This window comes from Candidatus Protofrankia californiensis, from assembly GCF_900634765.1.
Lineage (GTDB): Bacteria > Actinomycetota > Actinomycetes > Frankiales > Frankiaceae > Protofrankia > Protofrankia californiensis.
The window spans coordinates 1-5471 of the sequence record NZ_CAAAFT010000374.1; the positions used below are offsets into that span (position 1 = coordinate 1).

Annotated in this window: 7 protein-coding genes; all 7 read right to left on the reverse strand. The window is 68.9% G+C overall.

Features of this window, described 5'->3' with window-relative positions:
* A partial coding sequence (locus tag DD1DGNOD_RS19105; protein WP_131770753.1) for an ROK family protein occupies positions 1–351 on the reverse strand: 351 nt, incomplete at its 3' end.
* Positions 351–929, reverse strand: coding sequence for a hypothetical protein (locus DD1DGNOD_RS19110; protein ID WP_131770750.1), 579 nt, complete (start codon positions 927–929; stop codon positions 351–353). The genes DD1DGNOD_RS19110 and DD1DGNOD_RS19105, both read right to left, overlap by 1 nt.
* Positions 926–2131 carry an ArsA family ATPase gene (locus tag DD1DGNOD_RS19115; RefSeq protein ID WP_165035137.1) on the reverse strand — a complete coding sequence of 402 codons (1206 nt, stop codon included), beginning with the start codon at positions 2129–2131 and terminating at the stop codon, positions 926–928. The genes DD1DGNOD_RS19110 and DD1DGNOD_RS19115 overlap by 4 nt, the downstream gene beginning before the upstream one ends.
* A 15-nt stretch (positions 2132–2146) precedes the next feature.
* Positions 2147–2581 (reverse strand): SRPBCC family protein, encoded by a 435-nt coding sequence (locus tag DD1DGNOD_RS19120; RefSeq protein ID WP_131767842.1) that lies wholly within the window; start codon positions 2579–2581, stop codon positions 2147–2149.
* 231 nt (positions 2582–2812) lie between these two features.
* Positions 2813–3580 (reverse strand): metallophosphoesterase family protein, encoded by a 768-nt coding sequence (locus tag DD1DGNOD_RS19125; RefSeq protein WP_131767843.1) that lies wholly within the window; start codon positions 3578–3580, stop codon positions 2813–2815.
* 47 nt (positions 3581–3627) lie between these two features.
* Positions 3628–4143, reverse strand: coding sequence for a polyketide cyclase / dehydrase and lipid transport (locus tag DD1DGNOD_RS19130; RefSeq protein WP_206443302.1), 516 nt, complete (start codon positions 4141–4143; stop codon positions 3628–3630).
* A 116-nt stretch (positions 4144–4259) separates the two neighbouring features.
* Positions 4260–5387, reverse strand: coding sequence for a glycosyltransferase family 4 protein (locus tag DD1DGNOD_RS19135; RefSeq protein ID WP_131767844.1), 1128 nt, complete (start codon positions 5385–5387; stop codon positions 4260–4262).
* Positions 5388–5471: the final 84 nt, after the last annotated feature.

The window sequence follows — 5471 nt, forward strand, 5'->3', positions numbered from 1 at the left end:
GACCACCGGCAGGCCGGTGCGGACGCTCACCTCGTCCCGCAGCGGTTCGTCACGCCAGGCGAGATTCGGCGCGAACAACACGTGCGAGCGGTCACGGTCGATCAGACCCGCCGCCCCGATGCCGACCGCCCGCACCGGCCGCGGCGCCACGGCCGCCCGCAGCTCGCCGACCACCGCGTTGATCAGATCAGCCACCGCGGCCGGCTCCTGGCTCGGCGTCGGCCGCCGGACCGACGCCAGGATCGCCCCGTCCTCGTCGACAGCACCCGCGGCAATCTTTGTGCCGCCGACGTCCACGCCGATCACCAGATCGGACTGCGCGCCGTTCGTTCCCGACGACGTTGCGGTGATCACTCGACATCGATCCTCTGAACACGCGACCCGGACCCCGGTCGCTCGGTTGTCCTTCCCCTCATATCAGTGTCGTCCACCCGGCCGGCACCGGCCGCAGCCGCGCCGTCTCCTCCGGCATTCGGACGATCGGCGAGTATCGCCCGCACCGCCGCGGCCAGCGAGGTGGCTGCCGCGAACAGGTGCACGGCCACCTCCGGCCGACCCGCAGCCAGCGTGGTGACCAGCCGGCAGACCGGACACACCTGGCACATGGTCATCGCGACGCCGTCCGGACGGATGTCGTGGTGGCTCTCCGGCCGGCAACCACAGTCGCAACCGACACCACTGCTATCAGCACCACTGCTGCCAGCACCACCGGACGGCGAGCCGGAGCGGACCCCGGATCCCACCGGTCCAGGACCGGCACGGCCGGTATGAACGTCCTCACCGGCATGGCTGGCGTCACCGCTGTGATCGGTGGCGCTGGCGTGATCGGTGGTGTGGGCGTGTGCCGCCGGGTGCGCGAGCAGGTCACGCAGGGCCGCGGCGAGCAGGGCGGCCTCCTGGGCGAGCGGACCCGGCGCCAGACGGGTCACGTGCGCGCCCACAGGCTCGGGTCGGGCACGAAGGACACCACCAACCGGTCGTCCCGCAGCACCGCGCCGCTGACGTCACAGCGTCGCAGCGCGGACGGCAGGGTGAGCATCCGCCGCTGCGACCCGACGGACAGCATCAGCTCGTCCACGCCGAGCCGGGCAAGGGCGATCTCGGAACGCTCCACGAACGGCAGATCGATCGAGATCGAGAAGCCGTCCCCGACACGCTCGACCCGCAGCGGGCCGATACCGGCCCGCCCGCCGCCACCGAGGACTGCGGCTGGGTCCAAAGCCGAGTAGGCACCCGCGGCAAAGGCCGCGAGCTCCTCCAGGCCGACCGGTTCACCGGCGCGGTAGGCCGCGCGCAGGACCGGGATCGGCGCAAAGGACAGGTCGACGGCTGACAGCTGGTCACGGTGGACGGCCGCCCATCCGGCCCGCCAGGCGTCGCCACCGGCATCGGTGTGCACCCGGTTGGCCACCACGGCGTCCACACCGAATCCGTGCAGTGCGAGAGCGCCCACCGCGGCCTGTGTCCGGGAGACCACGACGGTCTCGGGTGTCAGAACGAGCCGCACGCTGGAGCGCGACGGGTCGGACAGGATCTCACGAACCTCATTCATGATCGATTGAAGCCGTACGGCGGCACCCACAAGCGGTTCGGCCGTGACGTCCGGCCAGTCGGAGCGGCCAAGCCGCCGGGAGCCGCCGCGCAGCAGCCGAGCAAGCCGACCGTCGGCCGGAACGATCCGGCGCAGGTACCAGGCCAGCGTCTCCGGGAGGGTCAACAGGCGCAGTAACTGGGCGATCGGGCCGGCATCGACCACGATGACGTCGTAGTCCCCGGATCTGATCTGGTCGAGCAGGTGCAGGAGGGTGAGAACCTCTCCGGCGCCGGGGGGCACCGTCAGCTCACCGGCTTCGATCGGGTCTGCTCCGGTGGCCTCCCAGAGCTGGCGCAGGGGTGCTCCCATCGTCGGCCAGCGGTCCTCGAAGGCGCGTTGGGTGTCCACCTGCTGCGCGAACAGGCCGGACTCGATCTCGACGGGAGCCGTGCTCAGCGGATGGTCGAGAACCGCTGCGAGACCCTGCGCCGGGTCCGCGGACAGCACCAGCGTCCGGTTACCGCGCTGAGCGGCCAGAGTGGCCGTCGCCGCGGTGACCGTGGTCGTCCCGACGCCCCCCTTGCCCGTGAAGAGCACGCATCGCACGCGCAGTCAGCTCTCGATGTGTTTCTTGAGGTCCTTCAAAGCGGCGTCGACAACGCCGCTTTGAACCCTGCGCCGGAGCAGGCCCGGAATTTTGATCTTCAAGTCGACGGTGAGGTCGTACACGACCTCGGTCCTACCGCCACCCAGATCGCGCAGGACGTAGCTGCCGTCCTGTGCGATCATGTTGTTTCCCTCGACGAGGGTCCAGCTGACCGAATCATCACCCGACCAGGTGTACTCGATGACGAATTCCTCCTTCGTCACCACCGCGTTGACCAGGAAACGGCCCTGACGGGGACGACCGTCAGGCCCAGCCGCGACGATCTCGGACCGTTCCACCGGCCCCGACCAGGTCGAATATGTGTTGATATCGGCAATCGCGGCCATCACGGCCGCGGGCTCCGCATTGATCGTGATGGTGGCTCGGGCGTGGTCCGCCATTGGTGACAGTGCCTCCACAACTCACCCGGGGGTGCCCGGCGCCACTGGCATCCCGGTTACATCCCGGTTACTCCGACATCCAGGATCTCTCCACACGCCAGGATAATCATCCTGACCGACCGCCGAGGCTACCGGACCCGCTACGGGCGCGGCCGACTGCCGGGGGCGTGTCCAGCAGATCTCCAATCACGCGGATCGACACCCGGACGACCAATGCCCACCGGACGCCCTCTACCACTCAAGCACGAACGGTGTCCCCTGAGCGTTGAAATGTCCGACGTTCACGCAGCGCGTTCGTCCGATGTCGAGTACGTCCCGGTACGGCTGGTGGACGTGCCCGAAGAGCACGTACCGCGGCTTCATTTCGTGAATGGCCTCCAACACCGCGACGCTGCCCCGCTCGTAACGCCGGGCCACCGTGTCGTACACGAGCTCGGGCAGGTGCGGCGGAATATGGCAGCACAGGACGTCCACCGCCCCGACCGCCGTGACCTTCGCGGCGTAGGTTTCGTCGTCGATCTCGTAGGGGGTGCGCATGGGTGTGCGCAAACCCCCGCCCACGAAACCGAACCGCAACCCGCCGATCTCGGTCGTCTCACCGTCGAGCAGCGTGACGCCGTCACGCAGATAGTCCAGGTAGAGGTGCGGAAGATCGACGTTGCCATAGGTCAGGAAAGTCGGTGTGGGAAAAGCGGCGAACATCTGTTCGTACTGCCGGCGGATCGCCTGCTCGACGATCGCCTGCCGGTCGTCACCCAAGGTAGCCCACAAACCACGGGACCATTCACGGGCTTCGTCGAAACGCTGCTCGGTCCGCAGCCGAATCATTTTTCCGACCGCGTCCGGACCGAACAGGTCCCCCATAATCCCACGGCTGTGATCCCGGTAGTCCACGTACAGAATGAGGTCCCCCAGGCAGACGAAGGCGTCAGCGCCCTTCCCCGCGGCGGCGAGCGCGTCAGCGCGGCCATGAACGTCACTCACCACGTGGACCCTCATACCCGGCAAGCCTACGGTCACGCCGGCTGAAAAACCCGCCGGGCGCTCTAACGGCGCGCAGGTCGTCCGAGAGATCCTATGGACGACGCCTGCGGCGCGGCGGGCCCCGCAGGTTGCATAGCGGGCCCTGCGGGTGCCGCGGGCCTTGCGGGTTGCGCTGCGGGCTCTCCGGGCTCACGGCCTGCTTCAAGGACATCCTTGAGCGCGTTGAGCTGGCGTTTGGTATGCAGCGAGCGGCGCTTTGCCCACCGCGCTGCAACGCGTGGACGCAACTGGTGAACCTGAGCCGGCTGCCCCCTGCGGGTGGCGTCAGCGCGTAGGAACACGTGCACGACAACACCGTCACCCCACGGTTCAAGCCATATCTCGCTGGTGCCGACCAGCGCACCGGTCACCGTGAACCGCAGCCCCGCGGTGTCCCTGTCCTGGAAAACGCTGAGGTCGAGATCCGGCCACAACGCACGCCACAATGCGGGCTCGTGCACCGCCGCGGACACCACAGCCGGGTCGGCGGCCAGGAAAACCTCGTCGATCAGGTCGATCTGCACGGGCGAGGGGCTCACGTCCGGGATCATGTCAGACAGACCCCCAGAGGGCCAGCGACAACGCGATCATGTTTTTTGCGCACCCGGAGCCAAAGGCAGTGTGATCATACTTCTGGTGCACCCGGGCTTCTGGGTCATTGGGAGGGCAGCAGCAGGTCGCGTAGCCTCGCTGCGAGGACGTCCCACCGCCAGGCCACTTCGACCCATGCGCGGCCGGACGCACCCATGGCGCGTGCCCGGTCAGGATCGGCCAGCAGGCTGCCGACGGCGTCGGTTATCCCTTTCAGGTCGCTGCCGTCGACGACGACTCCGCTCCGGCGGTCGAGCACCGCGTCCGGCGCGCCACCGCTGCGCCCGGCGACAACCGGCAGACCCGTGGCCGACGCCTCCAGGTAGACGATCCCGAGGCCTTCGACCTCCAGGCCCGCCCGCCGCGTCCGGCACGGCATCGCGAAGACGTCGCCGGCGGCATAGTAGGCGGGCAACTCCTCCCAGGGGACCGAGCCGGTCATCACCACGTGCTCGGCCACGCCGGCCTCGCGGGCCAGGCGTTCCAGCGACGGCCGGTACGGACCCCCGCCGACCAGCAGCAGCGCCGTCCCGGGCACCCGCCGCCGCCAGGCCGGCAGAGCTTTGATCAGCATGTCCTGGCCCTTGCGCTCGACCAGCCTGCTCACACACACCACGACCGGGCGGTCAGCGAGGTCGTGACGCCTGCGGATGTCGTCACGTCCCACACCCGGCTGGAAGAACCCGGTGTCGACGCCGCTGGGTAGCTGGGCGAGGGTCGGATGCCGGCCGAAGGCCGGCGCGAGTCGCGCCCTGGTGTAGTCGGTGAGGTAGGTGACGGCGTCGACTGTCCGCCCGATGCGGCGTAGCACCTGCCGCGGGCCCGGCAGCGCCGCCCAGCCCACTTCGTGACCGTGCGTGCTCGCGACGATCCGGCCCACCCCCGGATCACGGCGCAGACCGGCCGCGAGCAGACCCAATGGCGCGGCCGCTCCGAACCACACGACGTCGCAGCCCTCCGAGCGGGCGATCATTCGGGCCCGGCGCAGCACGTCCGGGACGGGCAGCATCAGTGTCGTCGGATGCCGCACCACGGGAAACGGGGCGGCCGCGTCGAATACGGACGAGCCCTTCCACGCGGGAGCGTAGACAATCACCTCTCCGGCAGGTAACCGGCTGGCAAAATTATACACATATGCCTGAATTCCACCTGGACGTGGCGGAAAGTCATTGCTCACGACCAAAACCCGCATCGGGCCATACTCCAGCATCCCGGGAAGAGCCAGACGGCTCCCCCGCCATGGCGGCAGCCGGCATGACAACGCCCTACGTAGCGG